17 protein-coding genes are annotated in these 21,684 nt (G+C 69.7%); 6 read left to right on the top strand and 11 right to left on the bottom strand.

Features of this window, described 5'->3' with window-relative positions; translation table 11 throughout:
• The first annotated feature begins 133 nt into the window (after positions 1-133).
• A complete protein-coding gene (locus tag A176_RS31450; protein WP_002636139.1) occupies positions 134-1,528 on the top strand; it encodes an MBL fold metallo-hydrolase in 1,395 nt (464 codons plus the stop codon).
• A 63-nt stretch (positions 1,529-1,591) separates the two neighbouring features.
• On the opposite strand, the gene cls is transcribed toward A176_RS31450, so the two are convergent.
• A complete protein-coding gene (gene cls, locus A176_RS31445) occupies positions 1,592-3,004 on the bottom strand; it encodes a cardiolipin synthase (RefSeq protein ID WP_044890399.1) in 1,413 nt (470 codons plus the stop codon).
• A 613-nt stretch (positions 3,005-3,617) separates the two neighbouring features.
• Between cls and A176_RS31440 the strand changes: the two genes are divergently transcribed.
• Entirely contained in the window at positions 3,618-4,448 is an 831-nt protein-coding gene (locus A176_RS31440) for a M57 family metalloprotease (protein WP_002636137.1), read from the top strand.
• 107 nt (positions 4,449-4,555) lie between these two features.
• Here the strand turns inward: A176_RS31440 and A176_RS31435 are convergent, their stop codons facing one another.
• Both A176_RS31435 and A176_RS31430 read right to left on the bottom strand, forming a co-directional pair.
• Positions 4,556-4,936 (bottom strand): DUF5335 family protein, encoded by a 381-nt coding sequence (locus tag A176_RS31435; RefSeq protein ID WP_002636136.1) that lies wholly within the window; start codon positions 4,934-4,936, stop codon positions 4,556-4,558.
• A 139-nt stretch (positions 4,937-5,075) separates the two neighbouring features.
• Positions 5,076-6,221 (bottom strand): AAA family ATPase, encoded by a 1,146-nt coding sequence (locus A176_RS31430; RefSeq protein ID WP_002636135.1) that lies wholly within the window; start codon positions 6,219-6,221, stop codon positions 5,076-5,078.
• 229 nt (positions 6,222-6,450) lie between these two features.
• On the opposite strand from A176_RS31430, the gene treZ reads away from it, so the two are divergent.
• The 3 genes from treZ to A176_RS31415 all read left to right on the top strand — a co-directional run bounded on the left by treZ (position 6,451) and on the right by A176_RS31415 (position 11,587).
• A complete protein-coding gene (gene treZ, locus A176_RS31425; RefSeq protein WP_044890345.1) occupies positions 6,451-8,310 on the top strand; it encodes a malto-oligosyltrehalose trehalohydrolase in 1,860 nt (619 codons plus the stop codon).
• Between the two features lie 301 nt (positions 8,311-8,611).
• A complete protein-coding gene (locus A176_RS31420) occupies positions 8,612-9,991 on the top strand; it encodes a discoidin domain-containing protein (protein ID WP_002636131.1) in 1,380 nt (459 codons plus the stop codon).
• A gap of 159 nt (positions 9,992-10,150) precedes the next feature.
• Positions 10,151-11,587: a M20 family metallopeptidase gene (locus A176_RS31415; protein ID WP_002636130.1), complete on the top strand. Its 1,437-nt coding sequence runs from the start codon at positions 10,151-10,153 to the stop codon at positions 11,585-11,587.
• On the opposite strand, the gene A176_RS31410 is transcribed toward A176_RS31415, so the two are convergent.
• The 4 genes from A176_RS31410 to A176_RS31400 all read right to left on the bottom strand — a co-directional run bounded on the left by A176_RS31410 (position 11,577) and on the right by A176_RS31400 (position 16,350).
• The gene (locus A176_RS31410; protein WP_002636129.1) at positions 11,577-13,433 is read right to left on the bottom strand and encodes a DUF4135 domain-containing protein; all 1,857 of its coding nucleotides are present in this window, start codon (positions 13,431-13,433) and stop codon (positions 11,577-11,579) included. The two genes, A176_RS31415 and A176_RS31410, sit on opposite strands and share 11 nt — an antisense overlap.
• A 179-nt stretch (positions 13,434-13,612) precedes the next feature.
• The gene (locus tag A176_RS39450) at positions 13,613-13,756 is read right to left on the bottom strand and encodes a hypothetical protein (RefSeq protein ID WP_002636128.1); all 144 of its coding nucleotides are present in this window, start codon (positions 13,754-13,756) and stop codon (positions 13,613-13,615) included.
• A gap of 80 nt (positions 13,757-13,836) precedes the next feature.
• On the bottom strand, positions 13,837-15,156 hold the full coding sequence (locus A176_RS31405) for a JmjC domain-containing protein (RefSeq protein WP_002636127.1): 1,320 nt from the start codon (positions 15,154-15,156) through the stop codon (positions 13,837-13,839).
• Between the two features lie 3 nt (positions 15,157-15,159).
• Positions 15,160-16,350, bottom strand: a complete 1,191-nt coding sequence (locus A176_RS31400; RefSeq protein ID WP_002636126.1) for a hypothetical protein — start codon at positions 16,348-16,350, stop codon at positions 15,160-15,162.
• Between the two features lie 126 nt (positions 16,351-16,476).
• Between A176_RS31400 and A176_RS31395 the strand changes: the two genes are divergently transcribed.
• Positions 16,477-17,049: a glutathione S-transferase family protein gene (locus A176_RS31395; RefSeq protein ID WP_002636125.1), complete on the top strand. Its 573-nt coding sequence runs from the start codon at positions 16,477-16,479 to the stop codon at positions 17,047-17,049.
• Between the two features lie 82 nt (positions 17,050-17,131).
• Here A176_RS31395 and A176_RS31390 read toward each other — a convergent pair whose 3' ends face one another.
• The 4 genes from A176_RS31390 to A176_RS31375 form a co-directional block, all read right to left on the bottom strand.
• Positions 17,132-17,662: a hypothetical protein gene (locus tag A176_RS31390; RefSeq protein ID WP_082282864.1), complete on the bottom strand. Its 531-nt coding sequence runs from the start codon at positions 17,660-17,662 to the stop codon at positions 17,132-17,134.
• A gap of 24 nt (positions 17,663-17,686) precedes the next feature.
• Positions 17,687-18,682, bottom strand: coding sequence for a HEAT repeat domain-containing protein (locus A176_RS31385; protein ID WP_002636123.1), 996 nt, complete (start codon positions 18,680-18,682; stop codon positions 17,687-17,689).
• A 14-nt stretch (positions 18,683-18,696) separates the two neighbouring features.
• Positions 18,697-19,920 (bottom strand): hypothetical protein, encoded by a 1,224-nt coding sequence (locus A176_RS31380; RefSeq protein WP_002636122.1) that lies wholly within the window; start codon positions 19,918-19,920, stop codon positions 18,697-18,699.
• Positions 19,921-20,016: 96 nt separating this feature from the next.
• Positions 20,017-21,681: a serine/threonine protein kinase gene (locus tag A176_RS31375; RefSeq protein ID WP_049872415.1), complete on the bottom strand. Its 1,665-nt coding sequence runs from the start codon at positions 21,679-21,681 to the stop codon at positions 20,017-20,019.
• Between the last annotated feature and the right edge of the window lie 3 nt (positions 21,682-21,684).

Here is a 21,684-nt window from a genome sequence, read left to right as displayed (position 1 = left end):
GGGAGCATCCGTCCAGGCAACGAATCATCTTCTCCATGCTGGCGGGCAGTGCAGCCGGTTTTCGCCCATCGCCACGTTGGTCCGGCCGAGACGGCGGACTTGCGAGCAGAGACACGGTGAGGGGGACGGACGCATGGAACTGGGCTTCGAGACCATTGGGAACGCCACGCTCATCTGCCACGACCACGGCCCGGTGCTGGTGACCGACCCGTGGACGGACGGCAGTGCGTACTTCGGGAGCTGGACGCTGTCGCACGAGATTCCCGTCGAGCAGCGCGAGGCCATCCGGGCCTGTCCCTATGTGTGGGTGTCCCATGGCCATCCGGACCACCTGAGCATGGAGTCGCTGGAGAAGCTCCGGGAGCGCACGCTGCTGGTGCCCAACCACTTCGGCAGTCGCATGCATGACGACCTGAGTGCGCAGGGCTTCAAGGTGCACGTGTTGGTGGACCGCGTGTGGACGCAGTTGTCGCCGCGCATCCGCGTCATGTGCCTGCCGGATGTGAATCAGGACGCCGTCCTGCTGGTGGACGTGGGGGGACGGCTGCTGGTCAACCTCAACGACGCGGGGGACCGGGGCGCGGGCCGCTTCGTGCGCAAGGTCATCAGTGGCTATCAGGAGTCCTACCTGATGGCCCTGTCCGGGTATGGCGACGCGGACATGATCAACTTCTTCACCGAGGACGGGCAGCGCATCGCGCCGCACGCCGCGGCGAAGACGCCGGTGGGGCGGACCATCGCCCGGCAGGCGGAGTTCTACGGGGCGCGCTACTTCATCCCCTTCAGCTCCATGCACAAGTACCAGCGGGCCGACAGCGTCTGGGCCTCCGAGTACACCACCGCGTTGGAGGACTACGCCCGGGGCTTCGAGTCGAGCACCTGCACGCTGCTGCCCGCCTTCGTCCGTCACGACTTCATCCGCGGCCAGACGGAGCGCATCCGTCCGCGTGAGAATGTCTTGCAGCCCGTGAGCCCCAAGGTCTTCGGCGACGACTGGAGCGAGCAGTTGGAGTCGGAGGAGGCGCGGGCGCTCATCGCCTACTTCCGTGACGTGGAGCACCTGGGGCGCACGCTGGACTTCCTGCGCTTCCGCGTGGGCGGCAAGGAGCACGTGGTGGACTTCCAGCGCCGCCGCTTCCGCCGGGGCATCACCTTCGAGGCGCCGCGCGGTTCCCTGATGACGGCGGTGCGCTACCGGATTTTCGATGACCTGCTCATCGGCAACTTCATGAAGACGACGCTGCACGGCGAGTTCGGCGCGGGGCGACTCTACCCGGACTTCAGTCCCTACGTGGCCAAGTACGCGGACAACGGGCAGGCGCGCACGCGCAACGAGCTGCGGACGTACTTCGCGGAGTATCGCCGGAGAGATCCGCTGGGCTTCCTGCGCGCGCAGGTGGAGACCCATTGCGTGAGGCCGCTCCAGACGCAGTCCGCGGACCTGCTGCGCACCTTGCTGCCCCAGGACTCACGGGGCTTCCGCGTCGCGAAGGAGACGTACTGGCGGATGCGCCGCGCGCTCCTGTAGGCCCGCGCCACCCTGGACACGGCGCCGCGTGGCCGCGTGAGGGCGCGGCGGCCGCGCGGGCGTCTACAGATAGGGCGACAACAGCCGCGCCAGCCCATCCCTCAACCGGGCAGGCAGTGAGCGGGCGTCCACCTGCGCCATCGTGAGCGGCCGGGCGTTGCGCAGTCGCGCCGCGATGACGCCCTCCAGCTCCGAGGCCAGCGCGGCGTCGTAGCACTCCACGTTGAACTCGAAGTTGAGCCGCAGGGAGCGCGGGTCCCAGTTGGCCGAGCCGATGAGCGACCACACCCCGTCCACCACCATCAGCTTCGTGTGGTCGAAGGGTGGGGCGGTGAGGAAGATGCGGCAGCCGGGCCGGAGCACCTGCCAGAGCTGCGCGTACGTGGCCCACTGCACCACCGGCAGATTGCCCTTCTCCGGCAGCAGGATGTCCACCTGGATGCCGCGCAGCGCGGCCACGCTCAGCGCGGTGATGAGCGCCGTGTCCGGCAGGAAGTAGGGCGTGATGATGCGCACCGACGTGCGCGCGGTGGCCAACGCTCCCAGCAGCACGGTGCGCAGGGTCTCGAAGTCCTCGTCCGGGCCGTCCGCGATGCCGCGCGCGAGCACGCCGCCGGCGGCGCTGAGCGGAGGGAACCACGCCTCGCCGGACAGGCGCTCGCGCGTGGTGAAGGCCCAGTCCTCGGCGAAGGTCTCCTGGAGCTGGCCCACCAGGGGGCCGTCGACGCGGAAGTGCAGGTCCACCGCGGCGTGCTCGCCGGGCCAGAAGTGTTTGCGGATGTTCATGCCGCCCGTGAAGCCCACCCGCCCGTCCACCACCAGCAGCTTGCGGTGGTTGCGCAGGTTGGCGAAGGGCAGCCGGTAGGGCATCAGCGAGGGCAGGAAGCGCGCGGCGCGGACCCCCGCGCGCCGCAGCCGGCCCAGGATGGGCGGCCACGTGTAGCGAGAGCCCACCGCGTCCACCAGCACCCGCACTTCCACGCCGCGCTGCACCGCCGCGCCCAGCGCCTCCACGAAGCGCCGGCCCGCCAGGTCATTGTCGAAGATGTAGCTGCACAAAGAGATGGAGACACGCGCCGCGTCAATCGCTTCCAGCATGGCGGGGTACGCGTCCCGGCGGGACTCCAGCACCGTGATGCGGTTGCCCGGCAGCAGCGGCACGCCCACCACCGCGTCGCCCAGCCGGACCAGGGGCGCCAGCGGGGCGGCCTCCGGGTGGGGCTGGCTCAGAGCCTCCGCCTTCATGGGGGCGACCTCGGGCGCCGGCAGGAAGCGGCCGTGCTCTTCTTTCAGCATCAACGACCGGGCGCGCCTCCGGATGCGGTTGATGCCCAGCAGCACGTACAGCACCCCGCCCAGCACCGGTACCAGCCACGCCAGGCCCACCCACGCCACCGCGGCACGCACGTCCCGCTTGTGCAGCACCGCGTGAGCGCTGGCCAGCACGCTGATGAGGACCGTCAGCGCCGCCACCATGTGGGGCCAGGCCGAGTGCAACCACGCGGGAATGTCGAACAGGTGCAAGGCCACGGCAGGTCCAGCGCTCCCGCCTATCACGCCCGACGGCGCCCGGGCAGCCTCTCCGAGCCTCGCCGGACCGGGGCGTCGGGAATCGACGCGACACCCGGAGTACGGGTTTCCCCTCGGCGCGCACGCCTCGCGGTGTGTCCGCATTGAAGAAACGCCGTCCGGCTGTGTCGCGGGTGTTGACACGGGCTGTATGAGATTGCATTTTCCAATGACTGGCGTTTTGCAACGGGCGTTTTGCCTCCCATGGCGCGGGGCTGACCCACGGGGCGGGTGCCTGATTCATGGACAGCGTTGTCTGGTTTTGGAGCGTTCCCCCTGGAGAACGCCATTCCCCCATGGCGTCGCGGTCTTGCCAGGAGATGTGTCACGGCTGTTTACGCTGTTTGTGTTCAAACATGGAGCGCATGTTGTCCATTTAAGGCTTTGAATCCAGCTTTGTCCTCCAGGCGTCACATTGGCGCGGGAGTTGCTCAATGGCTGAGCGCTCCGTGCCGAGCCAGGCGCCAGGCGCCAGACGGCCGGGGCGTCCCCCGAAGTGAGTCGTCAGAGGAAATCGAAGATGCGCATGTTCCGCTCCGTTGCACTGGTGGCTGGTGTGTCCCTGCTCGGTTCCGCGTGCGGTAGCTCGGAGGCCCCCGAGGCCGAGCAGCCGAAGATGACGTGGGAAGAGTTCCGGGCCTCCGTGGTGGAGGACCCCGAAGGCAAGCTGATCTTCGACGGCGACATGGCGCTGGACAGCGAGGAGGAGCTCCGCGCCTTCTTCGCCAGCTCCATCGGGGCGGACACGGGCACGGTCCGGGGCGGGCTGGCCGTCTACAACACCAGCAGCTCCAAGGCGCCCAGCGGCGACATCAAGTGGACCGCCACGCAGGCGCGGAACCTGACCTACTGCGTCAGCAGCACTTTCGGCACCAACAAGACGGCGGTGGTGAACGCGATGAACGCCGCCACGGCGGCCTGGGAGGCGGCGGCGAACGTCAACTTCACGCACGTCACCTCGCTCGACGGAAGCTGCACCGCGACGCAGACGGGCGTGCTCTTCGACATCCGCCCTGTGAACTCGGGTGGCCAGTACCTGGCGCGCGCCTTCTTCCCGAACTCTGGGCGCTCGGGCCGCAACGTGCTGGTGGACAACTCCGCCTTCGGCAACATCGCGCCCTGGACCCTGGCGGGCATCATGCGCCACGAGCTGGGTCACGTGCTGGGCTTCCGCCACGAGCACACCCGCTCCACGACCAGCGGCTGCTACGAGGACAGCCAGTGGCGCGCGCTGACCACCACGTATGACCGCTCGTCCGTCATGCACTACCCGCAGTGCTCGGGGACGCAGACGCGCGACCTGGTGCTCACCACGCTGGACCAGCAGGGCGCCCGCGCGCTGTATCCGTAATCCCAGCTCATGAAGCTCGTGCCCTGGCCGTGCCATGCGGCGTGGCCAGGGTGGCTGTCTGGCCGGAGGGCGCCTCCCGCGGGGGAGGGCGCCCTCCGGCCGTACCCCTATGACGGCGCGCCGATGCCAGGCTCCTCGCTGGCGCGCACCGGCTCGAAGTAGATGAGCGTCTTCACGTGGTCCGCGTCCTCGATGTCGAGGCACTCCAGCTCGCCGCTCTCGCTCTCGTCCGCGTAGATGTGGTCGGGTTTCAGGACGCGGTGTGTGACTTCACCGCCCGGACGCCCCACGATGATTTCGACGGCGCCCCGGTCGCTCCCCTTGGACTCCAGGCCAATCTCCACCAAGGGCAGCCGGCCCGCGAGTGGCTGGTCGCCGAAGTCCGCGCTCTCTGTCTCGATTCGCACCCAGTGGTCGCGCTCCAGGTTGCTGAGCAGGGCGAGGTAGTCCGCCCAACCCTCCCTGGGAATCTCCCGAGTGTGATGCATGGTGTCTGCCCTCCGGATTCCATTGCCCAGCAGAACCGTAAGGCGTGTGCACGCGGGGTGTGCACGGGGCCCGTCTCCCTGGCACGTCAGCATCACCTGAGCCGGGCGCCCGCTCGGCCGTCAGGCGGCTGGCGGGAAGCTACGCCTCCCGCGCCTGGACCTGGCCGTCCTCCAGCACCAGCCGGAGGGTGGCGTCGGTGTCCCGGTGTCCGAAGTGCTCATAGGCGGCCCGCTCCAGCAAGGGCGCCAGGGTGGTGCGCAGGCCCCGCGCGCCCGTCTCCCGCTTGAGCGCGCGCGCCACCACGTACTCGCGCACGGCGGGCTCCACCTCGAGGCGCAGTCCTTCCTGCTCGAACTCGCGCTCGTAGGCGCGCAGCACGTTGTTCTGGAGGATGTCGCCCAGGGTGGCGGCGTCCAGCGGTGAGAAGGAGACGAGCCGGTTGAAGCGGCCAATGAGCTCCGGGATGAAGCCATAGCGCGCGAAGGCTGTTGTCTGCTCCAACTGCTCCTCCGTCACGCGCGTGGCGATGCTCTCCTGCCGTGACGCCAGCGGCTCGCGGCCAAAGCCGATGTTCTCACCGCGCTCCATGCCTTCCGCGGTGGCCTTGAGTCCGCTGAAGGCGCCACAGGCGATGAAGGTGACACACGACAGCTCCATCCGGTTCGGCCGCTGGCGGCTGGTGAAGCCGAAGTCCGCCGGGAAGTCCGCGCTGGGGGCGGACAGCATGTGCAGCAGGCTGCGTTGCACGCCGAAGCCGCTGACGTCCTTCGTGGTCTGCTGCCCGGCGAAGCGGCTGTCGGAGCGGCTGGTGGCGAGCTTGTCGAACTCATCCATGCACACCACGCCGCAGGCGGCCCACTCCGGGTCGCGGTCCGCGACTTCGTACAGCCGCGACAGGAGCGTGTTGACGTCGTCGCCCACGTAGCCCGTCTCGGAGAACTGGGTGGCGTCCGCCAGCACGGTGGGCACGGCGAGGATTTCGCGGAACAGCAGCTCCACGAGGAACGTCTTGCCGGAGCCCGTGGGGCCCAGGAAGAGGCAGTTCTCCCGGGAGCCCGGCTCGGGGGCGAGCCCCTCCAGGTGCAGGCGGCGGATGCGGCGCAGGTGCCGGTAGGCCAGCACGGCCGCCGCGCGCCGGGCGTCCTCCTGGCCCCGGTAGCCCAGGTCCGTCAGCCGCGCGTCGATTTCGCGCGGAGAGAGGACCTCGATGGCGGCGACGCGCGCGCGCACGTCGTCGTCGAGGTCGGACGGCAGCGGTTCCAGGCCGGGGTGCGGGGTGCTCATTCCAGGGGACTCCAATGGGGAGGACGGCTGCCGGGGGCGCATCATCCCGGGGGCGGCGTGTGTGGACAAGGCGGCCCTGGGGGCTCGCGAAGGCGCTGCCAGCGCCGGGAACACCGTCGTCCGGTGCCCATTCCCGCTGGGAGCCATGCCCACCCGTGAACACGTGGCCGCTCCCGCGCGCACGGAGTGCTCCTCAAGGGCAGGGGCGGCGCATTACAGGGACACCCCCATGGTGCCAGTGGACGAGTCCAGGACTTCGCGGTCGCAGGTGCCCCTGTTGGGGGCGTGGGTGGAAGAGGGCCGCCGGGTGCGGTGGCGGGTCTGGGCCCCGGGCCACCAGCGGGTGGACGTGGTGCTGCACGACGCGCAGGGGACTCCCGGCCGCGTGCTGCCCATGACGCCGGAGCCGGGGGATTGCTTCGGCGCGGTGTTGGAAGGGGAGGGCGCGGGGCTGCGCTACAAGCTGCGCGTGGACGGCGAGGGCCCCTTCCCGGACCCCTGGTCGCGCTCGCAGCCGCAGGGCGTGCACGGGCCGTCCGAGGTGGTGGTGCCGGACTTCGCGTGGACGGACGCGGGCTGGAAGGGCGTGTCGCCCCGGGAGCTGGTCCTCTACGAGCTCCACGTGGGCACGGCCACGGCCGAGGGCACCTTCGAGGCGCTCATCCCGCACCTGGCCGGGCTGAAGGGGCTGGGCATCACCGCGTTGGAGCTGATGCCCGTGGCGTCCTTCCCCGGACGGCGCAACTGGGGCTACGACGGCGTGGACCTCTTCGCGCCCTTGCAGGCGTACGGCGGTCCGGAGGGGCTGCGCCGCCTGGTGGACGCCGCGCACGCGCATGGACTCGCGGTGCTGATGGACGCCGTCTACAACCACTTCGGTCCGGATGGGAACTACCTGCGCGCGTACTCGCCGCACTACTTCACCGGCCGCCACCACACGCCGTGGGGTGACGCGGTGAACTACGACGGCGAAGGCAGCGCCCACGCGCGCGCCCAGGTGCTGGCCAACGTGGAGATGTGGATTCGCGACTACCACCTGGACGGCCTGCGCCTGGATGCCGCACACGCCATCATCGACGACGGCACGCCGCACCTGCTCACCGAAATCGCCGCGCGCGCGCGGGCCTGCGCGCCGGGGCGGCAGGTGCATGTCATCGCGGAGGATGAGCGCAACGAGCGGCGCCTGATGAAGCCCGCGTCCGACGGCGGCGTGGGGCTGGACGGCGTGTGGGCGGATGACTTCCACCACCAGATGCGCCGCGCCTTCGCGGGCGACAGCGAGGGGTACTACCAGGACTACACGGGCAGCACGGAGGACCTGGCGCGCACGCTGAACCAAGGCTGGTTCTACGAAGGCCAGGTGTCGAAGAACCTGGGCCACGCGCGGGGCACGAAGGCGGACGGGCTGGACGCGTGGCGCTTCGTCTACTGCATCCAGAACCATGACCAGGTGGGCAACCGGCCCTTCGGCGACCGGCTCGGCCATGACGTGAGCCCGGAGGCCTACCGCGCCATGAGCGCGCTGCTCCTGCTGTCGCCCTACACGCCGCTGCTCTTCATGGGGCAGGAGTGGAACGCGAGCACGCCCTTCCTCTACTTCACCGACCACAACGCGGAGCTTGGCCGGCTCGTCACGGAGGGCCGCCGCAAGGAGTTCTCCGGCTTCACGCGCTTCGCGGGCACCGAGGTGCCGGACCCGCAGGCGGAGGAGACCTTCACCCGCTCTCGGCTCGACTGGAGCGAGGCGGAGAAGCCGGGACACGCCGGCGTGCGAGCGCTCTACCGCGAGCTTCTCCGTCTGCGCGCATCCGAGCCCGCGCTGGTGGAGACGGGCCGGGGCACCTACGAGGCTCGGGCCCTGGGACCGGACGCCCTGGTGCTCGAACGGCGTGGGGGCGGACAGCGACTGCAAGTGTTGCTCTGCCTGCGCGGCCTGCTGGAACATGCGGTGCCCGCGGGCTCGGAGCTGCTGCTGTGGACGGAAGCTGCTCGCTTCGGCGGTTCCGAAAAGTTGCAGCCATTGAAGACAGACACCGTGCGGCTGCAGGGTTCGGCTGTGGCTGTGATAAGACTCCCCGCAAAAGATTGATAAAGCGTGGGGTGTATCACCCCGTCTGACGCTGGTGAGCGAGCGGGCATGTTTGAAAACATGCCTGGGAAATGCGGTGGGAATTCCATATCGACTCAAAGGGTATTTGGGCCCGCAGTTCATCGTTGAGTCGGTAACACCTCTGGCTGCTTCCCCTGGGCATACTCCGCGTGAGCGTGGGGGTGCCCCGGGAGGCCAGAGGATGGAAGTCCACGCGCCGCGGGGGGAACGCGGCGCTCCGGCGGGGCCCTGGCCTCGCCGTTGAGTCGCGGAAGCTCGCGGCCTCACCAGAGGTAGTCACTTGAATCGACAGCACTCGACTTCGTCCCGGGGGGGATGGAAGCGCTTCCGCACGTCTGTCACCGCGTTCTCGCTGGCCGTCGGCGCGTTCGCGACACCCGCGCTGGCCGCAGGAGGCTTCGTCTCCGCTACCGCCAGTTCCTTCGACGGGCCCACCCCGCCGTCGATGGCGATTGACGGCAACGCCGCCACACGTTGGTCCGCCTCCGGCGCGGGCCAGTGGATTCGCGCGGACATGGGGTCGGTGAAGCCGTTGAACGGACTGGATATCTCCTGGTTCCGTGGCAACGAGCGCATCAACCTCTTCGACATCGCCACGTCGACGAATGGCACCACGTTCACCCGCGTCTACGTGGGCATCTCCTCCGGGAAGTCGGCTGGCTTCGAGCGCGTCACCTTCCCCACGGTGAATGCGCGCTACGTGCGCGTCACCTTCTACGGCAGCACGCAGACGACCTGGGGCAGCATCACGGACATGGTGGCCCTCTCCGGCTCCACCGTCCCGGAGCCCGAGCCGAACCCGAATCCGAATCCCGAGCCGGAACCCGAGCCGGAACCCGAGCCGCAGCCGGAGCCGGAGCCGAACCCCGAGCCGACGCCCAGCCAGGACAGGTTCGGCGTGAAGATGCTCTACCCGACCAAGGCCGGCGGCGAGCAGTGGTTCCTGGCGGACAACGCGACGTCCGACAATCGGTTCGATCCGCAGAACTCCATCAGCCGCAACTCGGACGGCTCCTGGAAGATGAAGAACAGCAAGGTGCGCATGTCCGTGTTCACCTCCACGGGCTACAGCGCGTCCAAGATTCCGACGTATGACCGCGACGTGCTGGCCAGCCGCGGCTACATGCAGGCGGCGAACGACTGGCGCAACATCGAGATGACCGGCTTCGTGAAGGTCAACTCCGTGTCCGACGTCACGGACAACTTCGCGTGGTACGCGCGTGGCGGCAAGCACAACGACAACCACTCGGGTTGCGAGGGCAGCAGCTACAAGGGCTCGCTGCACTACGACGGCCGCGTGCGTTGGCAGAAGGAGACGTGGCACGTGTCGTACGACCAGGCGTCGTACAAGTCCGGCACGTCCGCGCTGCGCGGGCGCTGGGTGGGCTTCAAGTCCATCATGCGCAACACCAAGGTCAACGGGAAGGACGCCGTTCGCCTGGAGATGTACCTGAACGAGAACGCCGACAAGGTCACCTGGAAGAAGGTCTACGACATGGTGGACTCCGGCACCTGGGGCGGCGACGCCAGCCACTGCGGCGGCGCGGTGAACGCCATGCCCATCACCTGGGGCGGCCCCATCGCGGTGTTCCGGTGGGACAGCGCCAACGACGTGGACTTCAAGTGGCTGTCCGTCCGCGAAATCCCCGCGGAGCAGTGAGCCGCTGAGGGCAGGACGCCCGCCCCGGTACGTCCTCCAAGCGTGCCGGGGCGCGGCGTTTTCAGCGCATCCGATGGGGGCCATCACGGCCGTCCAGCCCCTGTCCGGATTCCCGTTGTCGACAGGGGCCCCTGTCCCGTGTTCTGGATTCGGCCTGACATGGCCATGAACGTCCAGACCGCCACCGAGTCGTCCGACCGCATCTGGGAGCAGGAAATCCTCCCCGCGCTCGAGCGCTATATCCGCATCCCCAACAAGTCGCCCGCCTTCGACCCGGACTGGGTCCGCTCCGGCCACATGGAGGCCGCGGTGCAGCTCGTGGCGGACTGGTGCCAGGCCCAGGCGCCGCACCTGCCCGGCCTGGTGCTGGAGGTGGTGCGCCTCAAGGACGAGAAGGGCCGCGAGCGCACGCCGGTCATCTACATGGAGGTGCCGGGTACGAAGGGGGACGACACCGTCCTGCTCTACGGCCACCTGGACAAGCAGCCGGAGATGACGGGCTGGCGCAAGGACCTGACGCCGTGGACGCCGCTGCGGGAGGGCGACAAGCTCTATGGCCGCGGCGGCGCGGATGACGGCTACTCCGCCTTCGCCTCGCTCACCGCCCTGCGCCTGCTGCGCGAGCAGGGCCTGCCGCACGCGCGCTGCGTGGTGTTGATCGAGGCGTGCGAGGAGAGCGGCAGCTACGACTTGCCGGCCTACATCGAGGCGCTGGCGCCGCGCATCGGCAAGCCGTCGCTGGTGGTGTGCCTGGACTCGGGCTGCGCCAACTACGAGCAGCTCTGGATGACCACGTCGCTGCGCGGCATGGTCGCCGGCGACCTGCGCGTGGACGTGCTCACGGAGGGCGTGCACTCCGGTGACGCCAGCGGCATCGTCCCGTCGTCCTTCCGCGTCATGCGGCAGGTGCTGTCGCGCGTGGAGGAGGAGTCCACGGGCAAGGTGCTGGTGGAGGCGCTGTACACGCAGATTCCGGAGGCGCGGCGCGAGCAGGCCCGCGCGGCGGCCAAGGTGCTGGGAGACGAGGTCTTCTCCAAGTTCCCCTGGGTGCCGGGCATCCGCCCCATGTCGGACGACGGCGCGGAGCTGGTGCTCAACCGCACCTGGCGCCCGGCCCTGTCGGTGACGGGTGTGGACGGCATGCCGCCGCTGAGCAGCGCGGGCAACGTGCTGCGGCCCTTCACCACCGTGAAGCTGTCCATGCGCATTCCCCCGCGCGTGGACCCCAAGGCGGCCATGGACGCGCTCACGCAGACGCTGGTGAAGGACCCGCCGTACGGCGCGACGGTGTCGTTCCATGGCGAGAAGTCCAGCACCGGCTGGGACGCGCCGCCGCTGGCCTCCTGGCTGTCGAGCGCGGTGGAGTCCGCGTCCGACGCCTACTTCGGCCGTCCGGCCATGGCCATGGGCGAGGGCGGCACCATCCCCTTCATGGGCATGCTGGGTGAGCGCTTCCCGGAAGCGCAATTCCTCATCACCGGCCTGCTGGGCCCGGGCAGCAACGCCCACGGCCCCAATGAGTTCCTCCACATCCCCACCGGCAAGAAGCTGACGTGCTGCGTGGCCAGCGTCATCGCTGACCACTTCAAGCGGTAGGTCGGGCCCGCCGTGCCCGCTCTCCACTCCGGGGAGCGGGCGCCGCCTCCAGGGGCGCGTCGCTCAGCCGCACGGTGCGGCGGTTCCAGGAGAACGTCAGGCGTTTGCCCGTCTCCGGCCAGTCGAAAGACACCGCGCCCTTGCGGCGGTCCTCCTCCAATGCCAGACGCACGCCCCACTCAGGGGCTTCCTGGACGCGGTGACGCAGGTCCTGGGCAATGGCATCCACCGCGTCTCGCAGGGCCACGCCCAGGTTCATCAAGCCGAGCTGCTCTCCGCTGAGGATGTGCGGGGCGGGGGCCTCCAAGGCGTCCACGAATTGCTGTGGCCCCACGGGCCGGAACGCCGGAGACGCGGGCGGCGCGTCCATCATCAGCAGGGGGCCGCCGTCCGCCCTGCGAAAGAAGTACGGCACGTCGAAGCGGGCCAACTGTTCACGCTCCTCGTCGCTGAATCGCACGCGGCCTCGGCTCACCGACGCGGGGACCTGACGCTGGGACGACAGCATCATCTGCTCCTGCGCGGCGCCGTACGCGTCCGACGGTTTGACGAGCACGCGCACGGAGTGCCGCCGCGCCGCGCGCGTCAGGAAGTCCGCCACCCGCTCCCGCTCCATCAGCAGCTTCGTCCACACGTCGAACATGCCGCGCAGGAAGGGCAGCAGGTAGGCAGCGTAGCCCACGTTGCCCTCGGTGTCCGCCACCACGGACCGGGCTTCGTCGCGGGCCCACGCCTGCCTTCGGGGGTGAAGCTGGAGCGCTCCGCCCCGGCCAGGGAAGAAGCACAGCAGCGGGCCGCCGGTGGTGCACCACCAGGCTCGCCACTCGAAGCCGATGTGGTGGTCGCCCCTCCGGGCGCTGTCCGAAATCAGCCCCGTCTCCGGCAGCCGGCGCACGGGGCAGAAGAACACCTCCAGGTCCACCAGGTGGGGCAGGGGCTCGCGTTGTCCGCGCCGGACGCCCACCACCAGGTTGCTGCCCAGCAGGTCGGACGCGCCCACGGCGAAGCACGTGGCGGTGAGCGCGCCGGCGCGGTGCCAGAAGCGCGCGGCCTGGGGCGGTGACAGTTGGCAGGCCTGGAGCTTCAGCCGCGACGTGCTGCGAAGCGTCCCCCACTGGGCCGGACGCTCAATCCAGTCCTGCCAACTGTAGGCCGCGCCGTCGCGGCCTCGCCCTCGCAGGACGCGCAGCGTGGGCAGCCTCACCTCGCCGGACGCTGGCGGCAGGCCGTTGACCCAGTCGAAGAACGAGCGCGGCGTGCGCCGTGCGGGTTCGGCCAGGAAGAGGGACTCACCGCTCGCGGGCCGGGGTTTGTAGGCCAGCGCGCCGCCCCGTCGGAACTGGACGCGCAGGACGTGCTGGCGTCCGTTGTGCGTCTCCTCGGGGTTGGTCCAGAGGTGGGTGATGGGGCCCTCGAAGCCCTCGCGCTGGAAGATGCCCGCCTTCGCGTCACGCGCGAGCCGCTTCACGAAGAGGCCGAAGAAGGCCAGGAAGCCGTCCCCCAGGCGTCGCACGCCTGGATGCGGCCCGTCCGCCGCGGGCGTGGCGGCGCACAGGGTGAAGGCCTCCAGCAGCACCGGGCCGAACAGCGCTCCGTTGGTGATGCGCACCACGCGCGCGGCGAACAGGCCCGCGTGCTGTCGCGCGATGGCTTCGCATCCTTCACCCAGTGCTTCATAGAGCATCACCAGCGGCTGGAATTCAGGGCGTGAGAGCAGGGCGCTCAACCGCGCGGCGTCGTCCGCGCCTTGAAAAGGGCGGGCTTCATGCAGCACGCGCTCGGGGCCGGGCCGGGCGATGGGCGGGAAGAAGCCGCTGTCCGCCCGTCCCGCGCGGATGGCGTCCATCAGTCGGCGGGTGTGGGGCGGGAGGCGAGGTGGGGCGGCGGGTGGCAATGCAAGGGATGGCAGCACATGCGCCCTGCGCGTCATCAGTCAACCCTGTCCCGGTGGGCGAAAATAGAAACGCGCGGCCCGGCAAGGCCGGGACGCGCGTGTGAAACATCAAGCCAGACGCCAGTGGCACGTCAGACGCAGTAGATGCGAGGGGCGCAGCTACGGGACGCGTTCCGGGCGTCCGCGGGCTTCACCGTCTTCTCCAGCTCCTGCAGAACCTGGGTCAGCTTCTTGGTCTGCTTGGACGCCTTCGCCTTCGTCTTCGCCTTCACCATGGGAAATCCTCCACACGTTGGGGTCAGACTGCTCAAGCATGGTAAAATGTGTAATTCACTTGAGTCAAGTTGAGATGTGTTTATTTGCCGCGTGATGAGCCAATCACGTGGATGGCTCGAAATGTCAGTAGATTTTCCAGCATCCGACGCATGCCCGCCCGGGTTGCGGGCAAGGATTCCAAGACACGGTGCGGCAGCGCGCCGCGCGAGGGAAAGGGGTGCAGGAGTTCGCTCACGGGCACCTCGCGCGCCGTGTTCAGTGTCGCGACAAGTTTATTCACGGGTTGCCGGGGGCCTGAAACATGCAATGCCTTACCGTTGGCCGAGCAGCACCATCCCGCGCCTGTTTTCTCCACCAGGATGGGGAAGGCTTTATTCCCGTGAAGAACGTCGGTGTCCTTGAGGACTCTTCGTCGCGCGGGAGGGGGTGAGGGCTCGAAGCCACCCGAGGAGAGCCGGTTGAGCCACAGGGTGCGAATGTTCGCCTGTGTTCGTGTGTCGTGGGTGATTTCACGCAAGGTATTGGCGGCCAGCCGCAGCGCGACAGGCAATTCGCGCGACAGGATGCCCTCTCCGTCGAGAATCCCTCGCACCAGCGGAGGGCTTCGCGCCGCGTCACGCGCTCGCGGTGCGTGGCCGTGGCCCGCGTTCAAGAGGTCCTCCACGTCGTCGCGCGTCTGGTGCCCGGTGATGGGAATGCCCACGTTGACGCTGGTGGCGACGCCTTCGCCCGCGCTTTCGCCCACGTGGTGATAGCTGGCGGGCCAGTAGAGGATGTCGCCCGGTCCCACTTCCGCGGTGAAGGACTTCTCCAGATAGGGCGCGTAGTCCACCAGGGTGGTGACGGGCATGCTCCAGGGGCGCTTGGCCCAGAAGCGCATCCGTTTGCGGCCCCGCAGGCAGAACAGGAACGTGGTGAAGCGGTCCAGGTGGACGCCCACCGGACTGTGCTCGTAGTTCCCATGGAACAGCGTGGTGATTCCGCCCGACAGGGGAATTCCCACGCGCCGCCAGAGCTCGGAGAAGAAGGCCCGTTCCCGAGACCAGAGCCCGAAGCCATGCGAGTGCAGCAGGGAGATGATGAGCGCGTAGCGCCGCGAGCCCAGCGTGGCCGCGAGCCGCGCGTCATAGCCGTCCAGTGAACCGTCGGTGTCCCGGGGCAGCCAGGGGCCTGGTTGGACGGGCTGGCCCTTGTCGATGGTGAACTGGACGTCCGTGCGCGCCTCGATGGCCGTGGGTGGGGCCATGGCGCCACGCGAGGCGCCGAGGGCCGCGTCGAACGCATCTGCGTCCTCGAAGGGACTGGCGCCCGTCGCCTGGTAGAGCACCGGCCGCCGGTTCCAATAGCGCGTGACGAAGAGGTCCCAGTCGAACCGGCGCTGGATGTCGATGCGGGCCATGCGTCACGCCTCCTGAGCGGGCACGCGCTCGATTCCGCGAAGCGCATGAAGGGTTTCCAGCAAGGCGCGCACTTGCTCGCGTTGGGCCGCGCCCCGGCCCAGGCTCCACAGGGCGCCCACCCGCACGGGGACGCCCGGCGACAGCGCGTCCAGCACGGTGGCGGCGAAGGGGCCCGGGCCCGCGAAGGCGTGACCGTTGACGGCCCACAGCCACTGTCCCGGGCTGTCGAGCATCCGCACCACGCGTCCCGGGTGCGTCTTGCGCACGAAGGCGTCCTCTTCCAGGGCCTCGTGCGCGCGCGGCGGAGGCACCGGCTCCAGCGCGGAGGCGCTGACCCGCTGGGCCCAGGTGATGCGCAGCACCTGCTGCAGGTCCGGACCGTGTGTCACGTCGCGCAGCGCGCTCGCGACGCCGTCCAGCCGGGGCACTCGCGCGGGCCCGCGCTTGCCGGGGTAGGGCAGGTACGGGACGGTGTCATCCTCACCGTGCTGGGCATTCAGCAACTTCACCGCCAGGGCCTTCACGGCCTCCTGGGGCTCGCTGCCGCGCACCGGAATCCACAGCCGCAGCGCCAGGGCGCCCTCGTCGCTCGTCTCCTCCTGCCAGAGGTGGGACGGCGCATACAACACGTCGCCGGCCTGGGCCTCCACCGTGCGAGCCTTCCGTGCGTCCTTCTCCCAGTGGCGGACGCGGACGCGCCCTTGGAGCACCACGGTGAAGCGGGAGTGGTGCTCGTGCCGCGCGGCGCCCTGCGGCGCCTGGCTGAAGCGGCCCAGCCACACGTCACTGATGATGGGCAGCACGGGCACGCCGACGTGCATCAACACGCCGTCGACGAAGCGGCGCACGCGCTCCCATTGTGCGTAGTCCTCCATGAGCGGCTGTTCCACGAAGCACTGGAAGCTGCGCGCCGCGCCAAGCTCGCGACCGACGCGCTGGAGGTACGCGGTGGCGTCCGCATCCTCGTCCCCGGGCAGCAGGGTGCCGGGCGCGCGCAGACGGGAGGTGTCCGCGAAGAAGCGCACGTCGGGCAGGGCCCGGAAGCGCGTGCCGAAGCGGAAGGGCGCGCTGACCGACACGAGCCCCTGGAAGGCCTGCTCCGGTGGAATGAGCGGCGAGCCCAACCGCAGCCGCGTGGGGGATTGCTCCCAGTGCTTGCTCGCGAAGCGAGCCCAGTCGGGTGCGTGTCGCATCAAGGAGATTCCACCATTGAACCCTGACGCATGGGGGGATTTCCCGCGGCGGCTTTCTTCACACCCGCGACCCTCTTTCATTGTTAGGACAGGCCCGGCTCTTCACTGGGAAGGTCAGGTCCAACGATGAAGCTCTATTTCAATCCTCGAAGCCGCGCGGTCATCGCCAAGTGGATGTTGGATGAGTGTGGCGCGCCGTATGAAATCGTCCCCATCGACTTCGACAAGAAGGAAAACAAGTCGCCTGAGTTCTTGAAGATCAACCCTGCTGGGAAATTGCCAGCACTGGTGGATGGCGACACGCGGCTGTTCGAGAGCACGGCCATCTGTCTTTACCTGGCGGAGAAATTCCCCGAAGCCCAGCTCGCGCCGAAGCCGGGGGACAAGGACCGGGGCCGCTACCTGTCGTTGATGGTGTACTCCACGTCGCAGGTGGAGCCGGCCATGGGCGACCACCTGATGAAGCTCCCGACGGGGCCCTCGCGCGGCTGGACGGACTTCGAGACGGTGCTGAACGTCATCGAGGGGGAGCTGGGCAACGGGCCCTACCTGTTCGGTGAGCGCTTCACCGCGGCCGACGTGATGATTGGCTCCATGCTCATCTGGATGCGCATCTTCGGCAGCAAGACGGGCCGTCCAGCGCTGGAGGCCTATATCGAGCGCCTGCTCGCCCGCCCCAAGGGCATGAAGCTGAGCTGAGCCGCGTCGCCATGAGGTGGAAGGCCCGGACCTCCGATGGGTGAGTTGTCCGGGCCCTCCACGGCCTACGCGAGACCGTTCATCAGTCGAGCACGCCGATGGTCTTCGCGCGCGTGACCGCCGTGCCCACGCTGACGTAGCCGCGGTACCAGGACGTGTCCTTCGTCCCCAGCTTGTCCTGCTGGAGGTGCGCGTGGGGACCGGTGGAGTTGCCGGTGCCGCCGATGTTGCCCACCTGGCAGCGGTCACACGTGCGGTTGCGCGAGTCCGCCGTCTTGATCCAGTGCCACTGACGGAACGTCCAGCCGCTCTGCCAGGCGTGGCGCGCCTCGTTCTGGTTGCCGCTGCCGTTGCCGTTGCAGACGACGCCGTTGGTCCGGATGGTCACCGCCCAATAGACGGAGCCCACCACGCCCGTCTCGGCGCCCCAGTAGTTGCACCGGCCACCGGCGCCAATGTCCACGGCGCCGTGGAAGGTGCCGCTGCTGTAGTTCGTCAGGGCCGTCACGGAGCCCGTGTGGGTGCCCTTGACGGTGTGGGCCGTCACGGACGCGGGGATGAAGGCCAGCGCGGCGAGCGCGGCCAGGGAGTTCTTCAGGGTGCGACGCATCATGTGTTCCTTTCAATGAACCGCTTGTCACGGAGCCTGCTGCAACCGCTGCTTCTCCCTCAGGAGCAGGCTCCACTCCTGAAGGCCCATGCCGAGCACCTCAATCCACGCGTCGGCCTCCCCCGCCAGGCGCGGGTCCATGGCGCGCAGCCGCTGGAGGTCGGGAATCGCGCCCTCGAAGCCGAGCTGGGCGACGCTCTGGAGCAGGGCCTTGCGCACGCCGGGGTCCTTCTCCTCGCGGTACATGGCGAGCAGTGCTTCGCGGGACCCCTGCATCTGCTCCGCCGGGACGCCCCCCAGCGCGTTGACGGCCGCCTTGCGCACGCTCGCGTCGTCGCTGCGCAGCAGGGACTGGATGCGTTCGGCGGACTCGGCGCTGATTTTCTCCGTGGAGAGGTTGTCCAGGATGCGCGCCGTCACCGCGGGGTCCTTGGCCGCCGCCGCGGACGCCACCGCGGTGTCCGCCGCCGGGCCGTACTGGCCCGCGTAGACGTGGGCGTTGTCCTCGATGAGGTTCGTCGCCGCTTCCTGGCGCACCTGCGGGGACTCGTCCCGCACCATCCGTTCGTACAGGTCGCCTGTTTTTTCCAGCGCGCCGGTGCGGCGCATGGCGCGCAGCGTGGCGGCGCGCACGGCCGGGTCGGCGTCCTCCATCGCGCGACGGGCCACCGCGTCCATGGCGGTGGTGTCCGCCTCGCGTTCGGCGCGGGCCACCAGCGCCGCCGCGAGGTGCTCGGCCATCAGCGGGTCCGTCTCCCGCGCGAAGGCGTCGCGCAGCTCCGCGTCCGGCAGCGTGACGGCGGCCTCGCGCAGCAGCGTGCGCAGGTAGCGCTTGTAGGCCGCGGAGCCCGAGCCGAGGCCGCGGCGGATGTCATCCATCAATCCCCGCACCGAGCAGGTGCTGGCGCGCAGCGCGGGCGGCGCGTCGGTGGCCGTGGCCTGGGCGGCGGCGGGCAGCAGCGGACAGAGGGTGAGCGCGAGCAGACCCATCGCGCGGCGGGCGGGGCGGAAGAGGCGTGACATGGGGGCTCCCGTGCTCAGTCGTGACCGACGAGGCAGCCGAAGGGGTCCTGGTTCGGCAGGTTGTTCCAGAGCCGCACGAAGTCGTGGTGGCCGCTGGCGTAGAGCTGCTCGAAGATTTGGTAGAGCGGCTGGAAGCGCGGGTCGGCCATGGCCATCTGGGCCATGACGGGCAGGGCCTCCCGTCCCGAGGCGCGCGCGGCGAAGCGGAAGAGGGCCCAGCGCACGCAGGTGTCCCGCTCGTTGCCGAAGGCCTCGGAGAACAAATCCAACACCTCCTGCCGGTTGCCAGACACGGAGAGGTTGTGCGCGGCGGCCTCGCGCCCGTCCGGGCTGCCCTCCTGGGTGAGGACCTTCGCGTACTGCGCGCGGGTCTGCTCATCCAGCACCGGCGTGGCGTGCATGGGCGTGGAGAGCGCCAGGTAGCGGATGTTCTCGTCGGGGGACTCGGTGCCGATGGCGAGCAACGCGTCCATGTAGGGCGCGACGTTGCCCCGGCCCTCGAAGTCCCGCTTCATGACGCGGGCGATGGTGCGTGTGGCCGCCCAGCCCGCTTCGCCGGAGACGGGGTCCTTCGCGAAGGTCTTCAGCGTGTCCAGCGCGGAGGGGTCGAAGCGCTTCTGCGTGTCCAGCGCGGACAGGATGCCCGCGCGGCGGCCTCCTTCGAGCGTGGCATCCATTCCCTGGGCCAGCATCCGCGTGGTGACCTGGCCGTGGTGGACGGCCTCCGAGCGCCGCAGCGCCGCCAGCAGCACCTCGAACTCATCGGCCCCGGCGTCGCGGGCCCACGTGAGCACCTCCGTCGCTCGGTCCGCGTCATTGCCAATCAGCTCCGACAGGCGCTCCGTCAGGTAGTCGGTGACGAGCGAATCCCCCGACGCGAGCAGCGGCGCCGCCCACGCGCGGAAGTTCTCCATCGACACCGCCGCGTCGAAGCGCTCCAGCTCCCGCCAGCACACGGCCTCCTCGAAGCGGGGCGGAGGGGGCTCCTCCTCCCCGGCCGCGCCAGGGCCCGCGAAGGCGCCGCGCTGGCCACCGCCTCCCGCGTGCTTCCTTCCGGCCTCCTGGGCGGCGTCCTGCCCGGAGGTGGTGGAGGTTCCGTCCGTGTCACGCGTGAGCAGGGCCACGCCCGCGGCGAGCAGGGCCACACCGCCGCACACCGCCAGCAGCAGGGGCGCGCGCCGGCGCGGCAGGCCCTCCGAGGGGCCGGTGGCGGAGCGATGGAGGGATTCTGGGGTCATGGCGCGGTGGGCCTGTCAGGGGGTTCCAATCCCCTGGAGGGCCCGGCGTCCGCGCCGTCTCAGAAAATGATTTCGCGCGGATTTTCCGCGCGAGGCTCAGCGGCCCGTCTTGATGCCCAGGCCGCCACCTTGTCCGCTGGGCGCGGTGGGGCGCCGATTGCCCTGCGGCCCCGTGCCGGGCTTTCCACCCGCGCGCCGCAGCTCCAGCCGCAGCTCTTCGTCCGTGGCGGAAACCTCCCGTGTCACGGGCTCGTAGCCGCTGAGGGCCAGCGTCACCGACACCGGGGCGGCGCCCGGCTCCAGCTCCAAGCGCAGCGGCGTCTCGCCACGCTCCTCGCCATTCACGCTCACCCGGGCTCCGGGCGGCTCGGTGATGACGGGCAGCTCCACGTGCCGCGCGGGCTCCGGGTCCAGCCTGGGCGTCGGCTGGACGTCGGTGGGGGCCTCCGGCTGGTGGGGCACGGCCACTTCCACCGGCGGCGGCCGCACGGGCGTGGCGTCCGCGGGCGTGCGCAGGAAGATGACGGCGGCGCCCGCGATGAGCAGGCCCAGGCCCGCCGTCACCACGGGCAGCCAGGGGACGGCGCGGGTGGGTTCCGGCGGCGGACGGGCCAGCGGCGCGGTGCCTCGCGTCTTCTCGTGCACGGGAGGCGGCGGAGCCACGACCTGCCGCGAGCGCGTCCCAGGGGCGCCATGGGGCGAGCCGCGCATGGCCCGCGACGCGGACGAGCGTCCGGCGGGCCCGAGCATCCCCGGCACGCCGCTGAGCGACGAGTTGGAGCGCGAGTCCAAATCCGCGTCCTCGGCGAGCTGGTCCAGCTTCGCGGGGTCCGTCTCGTGGGCGATGCGGTCCGCGTACAGTTCGCGCAGGTATGCGGCCAGGTGCGCGCTGCTGGAGGGCAGTCGCAGGTTGAGCGCGTAGTCCTCCAGGGCCAGCCGGAAGGAGCCGCAGTCCGGGTAGCGCTGGTCCGGCGAGGGCGACAGCGCCTTGAGCACCACCTCGTCCAGCCCGGGCGGCAGCCGCGGGTTGAGCTGTGAGGGCCGCGGCACCTGGCAGTCCTTCACCAGCCGCAGCGTCATCATGTCCGACTCGCCCTTGAAGAGGCGCTTGCCGGTCAGCAGCTCCCACATGACGACGCCCAGCGCGAACAAGTCACTGCGCGCGTCGATGGACAGCCCGTTGGCCTGCTCCGGGGACATGTACGGGTACTTGCCCTTGAGGACGCCGGTGGCCGTGTTCTGGCTGCTGGTGGCCGCCTTGGCCACGCCGAAGTCGATGACCTTCACCCCGCCGTCGAAGCCCACCAGGATGTTCTGCGGCGACACGTCCCGGTGCACCAGCCGCAGCGGCTTGCCCTGCGCGTCGCGCGCCTGGTGCGCGTAGTCGAGCCCCGCGGCGGCATCCGCGATGATGCGCAGCACGAGCCCCACCGGCAGCGGCTTGCCCTGCGTGCGTGAAGTCTTGTCCAGGCGGCGGACGTCGTCGCCCTGCACGTACTCCATCGCCAGGCAGTGGCGGCCCTCAATCTCCGTCAGGTCGAGGATGGTGATGAGGTTCGGGTGCGTCAGGCGCGCCACGAGCCCCGCCTCGTCCAGGAACATGGAGAGGAATTCGTCGTCCTCCGCGAGGTGGGGAAGGATGAGTTTGAGGACGACAAGCCGCTCGAAACCCGTCCCGTGTTCGCGGGCCAGGAAGACCTGACCCATTCCCCCAGAGGCAATCTTACGTAGTAGCTCGTACTTCCCGAATGGCACAGCCATGTG

The sequence above is a fragment of the Myxococcus hansupus genome, assembly GCF_000280925.3.
Lineage (GTDB): Bacteria > Myxococcota > Myxococcia > Myxococcales > Myxococcaceae > Myxococcus > Myxococcus hansupus.
This window is presented reverse-complemented; position numbering and strand designations above follow the sequence as displayed.

What these genes read in the sequence shown, in the direction of transcription:
- A176_RS31450 (WP_002636139.1), top strand. Translation starts at nt 134, where the DNA reads ATGGAACTGGGCTTCGAGACCATTGGGAACGCCACGCTCATCTGCCAC.
- cls (WP_044890399.1), bottom strand. Translation starts at nt 3,004, where the DNA reads ATGGTGGCGGCGCTGACGGTCCTCATCAGCGTGCTGGCCAGCGCTCAC.
- A176_RS31440 (WP_002636137.1), top strand. Translation starts at nt 3,618, where the DNA reads ATGCGCATGTTCCGCTCCGTTGCACTGGTGGCTGGTGTGTCCCTGCTC.
- A176_RS31435 (WP_002636136.1), bottom strand. Translation starts at nt 4,936, where the DNA reads ATGCATCACACTCGGGAGATTCCCAGGGAGGGTTGGGCGGACTACCTC.
- A176_RS31430 (WP_002636135.1), bottom strand. Translation starts at nt 6,221, where the DNA reads ATGAGCACCCCGCACCCCGGCCTGGAACCGCTGCCGTCCGACCTCGAC.
- treZ (WP_044890345.1), top strand. Translation starts at nt 6,451, where the DNA reads ATGGTGCCAGTGGACGAGTCCAGGACTTCGCGGTCGCAGGTGCCCCTG.
- A176_RS31415 (WP_002636130.1), top strand. Translation starts at nt 10,151, where the DNA reads ATGGCCATGAACGTCCAGACCGCCACCGAGTCGTCCGACCGCATCTGG.
- A176_RS31410 (WP_002636129.1), bottom strand. Translation starts at nt 13,433, where the DNA reads ATGGACGCCATCCGCGCGGGACGGGCGGACAGCGGCTTCTTCCCGCCC.
- A176_RS39450 (WP_002636128.1), bottom strand. Translation starts at nt 13,756, where the DNA reads ATGGTGAAGGCGAAGACGAAGGCGAAGGCGTCCAAGCAGACCAAGAAG.
- A176_RS31405 (WP_002636127.1), bottom strand. Translation starts at nt 15,156, where the DNA reads ATGGCCCGCATCGACATCCAGCGCCGGTTCGACTGGGACCTCTTCGTC.
- A176_RS31400 (WP_002636126.1), bottom strand. Translation starts at nt 16,350, where the DNA reads ATGCGACACGCACCCGACTGGGCTCGCTTCGCGAGCAAGCACTGGGAG.
- A176_RS31395 (WP_002636125.1), top strand. Translation starts at nt 16,477, where the DNA reads ATGAAGCTCTATTTCAATCCTCGAAGCCGCGCGGTCATCGCCAAGTGG.
- A176_RS31390 (WP_082282864.1), bottom strand. Translation starts at nt 17,662, where the DNA reads ATGATGCGTCGCACCCTGAAGAACTCCCTGGCCGCGCTCGCCGCGCTG.
- A176_RS31385 (WP_002636123.1), bottom strand. Translation starts at nt 18,682, where the DNA reads ATGTCACGCCTCTTCCGCCCCGCCCGCCGCGCGATGGGTCTGCTCGCG.
- A176_RS31380 (WP_002636122.1), bottom strand. Translation starts at nt 19,920, where the DNA reads ATGACCCCAGAATCCCTCCATCGCTCCGCCACCGGCCCCTCGGAGGGC.
- A176_RS31375 (WP_049872415.1), bottom strand. Translation starts at nt 21,681, where the DNA reads ATGGCTGTGCCATTCGGGAAGTACGAGCTACTACGTAAGATTGCCTCT.